This window comes from Sphingomonas bacterium (genome assembly GCF_903644055.1).
Classification (GTDB): domain Bacteria; phylum Pseudomonadota; class Alphaproteobacteria; order Sphingomonadales; family Sphingomonadaceae; genus Sphingomonas_I.
In genome coordinates, this window is the sequence record NZ_CAHJXD010000203.1 from 1 (window position 1) to 2,500 (window position 2,500).

A 2,500-nucleotide genomic window follows, 5' to 3' on the forward strand; every position below is an offset into this window, starting at 1 on the left:
GATCCGGTCGCGCAGCAGCTACGGCTCGATCTCGCCGCCGTCGCCAGCCAGCGGGGGCAGGTCGCGGTGAGCGCGGGCGCGGCAAGCAGCGATCTGCGCCAGCTCGATGCGCGCGCGGCGGCGCTGCGCGGCGAGCTTGCCCAGCGCGAGGCGATCGTGCGGCAGAGCACGACCGCACTCGCCGCGCGCGCCGATGCGGTCGCCGACGAGGAAAATGCCAACGTCGCGGCCGAGAAATTGCGGCTGATCGATGCGCAGGCGCGCGGCGCGGCGCTCACCGGGTTGCGGCACGACGTCGGCAATGCCCAGAAAGCCTATGATCGGATGGAATCGCGGCGATCGGCGCTCGATCTGATGAGCGGTTTCCAGGCCAGCCACGTCCAGGTGCTGCAACCCGCCTATCCGCCGGGGCGGCCGATCTGGCCAAAGCCCAAATTGCTGATCCAGGCGGCGATTACGTTCGGCTTGCTGGCGGGGGCGGCGCTGTCGCTGCTGATCGAATCGCGCGATCGCCGGCTGCGCTCGGCCGATGATTTCGTGACCCGGCTCGGTATCGTCGATTTCGCGCCGGTGCGCGCGCTTCGCCCGTCGCGCGCGTCGATCGTCGTCCATCGCGCGCGCGAACGGGCGCGGGGCGCGCTTCGCCGGCTGGTGCGCCGGAGGCGTAGGGAAATCCACGGCTAGCCGCCACCGATGCGGCGCCTGCGCTTGCCTCGCGCGGCGGCGGCGGATAGGTCAGGATACTCCGAAAGCGTGGGGTGGCGCGCCTTCAGATGTCTCCGGCGCGCCGCTTGGGCGCCACCGGCATCGCGGGCGGCAGGGAGTGGGCATCTTGAGCGGGCACGCGGCGTGAAGGCGATCGAGGGTGCGGCCAAGGGTACGGCGCTGCCGATCGGCGATGCGCGCGATCCGGCATCGATGACCGCGATCCTGGATGCGCGCCGCTGGACGCCCGCGCTGCTGATCCTCGCGGTGGCGTTGCCGGTGGTGCCGACGCTGATCGCGCTGCGCGACGTCTTCTGGTCGGACGAGAGCGGATCGCAGAGCCCGATCATCATCCTCGGCGTGCTGTATGCGATATGGCAGGCGCGCGGCGTGTTCGGCTTCGATCAGGCGCCGCGCATCGTGACGACCGGAACCGCGATCTTCGCGCTGGGCTGCCTCGTCTATTTTTTCGGGCGCATCCAATCCTTCTATCAGTTGCAGGCGCTGAGCTGGCTGCTGCTCGGCCTCGGCGCGGCGCTGGTGGCGGGGGGATGGGCCGCCGCGCGCGCGATCGCGGTGCCGTTGCTCGTGCTGCTGCTCGCCATCCCGATCCCGGGCTCGGTCGCCGACGATCTGCTCGTGCCGGTCAAGCTGTTCCTGTCGCGGCTCGTCGTATCGATCATGCACCATTTCGGGCTGCCGGTCGCCAATCAGGGCACGATCATCTCGGTGGGCTATGTCCAGTTGCGGATCGCCGATGCGTGCGCGGGGTTGCAATCCCTGGTCTCGCTCACCGCGATCTGCCTGCTCGGCAATTATCTCGTGCCGCTGCGCACGCGCACCGCCAATATCGTCGCGTCGCTGATGGCGGTGCCGATCGCGTTCGCGGCCAATCTGCTCCGCCTGTCGCTGCTTATCCTGATCGCTTATGCCTGGGGCACCAACGCGGTGCTGTCGGCGCATGATTATGCCGCCTATCTGGAGGTGGCGATCTCGATCGGGCTGCTCAGCCTCGTCCACATCGCGGTCGACCGCATCTTCGCGCCCCGCCCGAGCGAGCATCATGCCCGCGCGGCGTGATCTCCGCGCGGCGGTGGCGCTGGTCGTCTGCGCGCTGGTGGCGCTCTGCGCGGCCGAATGGGTGCATGCGGTGCGGACGCGGATGGCGACGAACATCGATCTCAACAAGGCGATCCCCGCACGCTTCGGTCCGTGGCAAGTGACGCGCGAAACCGTCACGCAGGTTTCGGCGACGCCGGACGATCTGATCGGCGACAGCACCGATCAATATGACCAGTTGCTATCGCGCGCCTACACCAATGCGCAGGGCGCGCAGGTGATGCTGATGCTCGCCTACAAGGGGCATCAGGAGCAGGAGAACAAGGTTCACCGCCCGGAGATATGCTATGTCGCGCAGGGCTTCGTGCTGGGCGACAAGCGGCAGGAGACCGTGGACGTCGCCGGGCGCGCCGCGCGCGTCAGCTTCTTCCTCGGGCGCGGCATCTACCGCGACGAGCAGGTCGCCTACTGGATCCGCAGCGGCGCCGAGACGGTGAGCGACGGCTGGGGCCTGCGCCTGTCGCTGGTGCGCGCGGCGATGCGCAATGTCGTGCCCGACGGCATATTGGTGCGCGTGTCGACGATCGTGCCCGATCGCCAGAGCGACCCGGCGCAGGCGCGCGCGATGCTCGTGTCCTTCCTGCGCGACATGGTCGTGGCGCTGCCGCCGGCGCAGCGCCCGGTGCTGGCGGGCACCGCCCCGCGTCCGGCGCTTGCCGTCGCGGCACCGCACGCG

General features: G+C 69.6%; 3 protein-coding genes. All 3 read left to right on the forward strand.

Annotation, left to right across the window (positions count from 1 at the left end; translation table 11 throughout):
* Window positions 1-684: GNVR domain-containing protein (locus HUU94_RS08990; RefSeq protein ID WP_174274749.1), on the forward strand; the 684-nt coding region annotated here is incomplete at its 5' end.
* Window positions 685-849: 165 nt separating this feature from the next.
* The gene (locus tag HUU94_RS08995; protein ID WP_174274750.1) at window positions 850-1,785 is read left to right on the forward strand and encodes an exosortase/archaeosortase family protein; all 936 of its coding nucleotides are present in this window, start codon (window positions 850-852) and stop codon (window positions 1,783-1,785) included.
* The coding region (locus HUU94_RS09000) for an exosortase C-terminal domain/associated protein EpsI (protein ID WP_174274751.1) at window positions 1,769-2,500 on the forward strand (732 nt) is incomplete at its 3' end. The genes HUU94_RS08995 and HUU94_RS09000, both read left to right, overlap by 17 nt.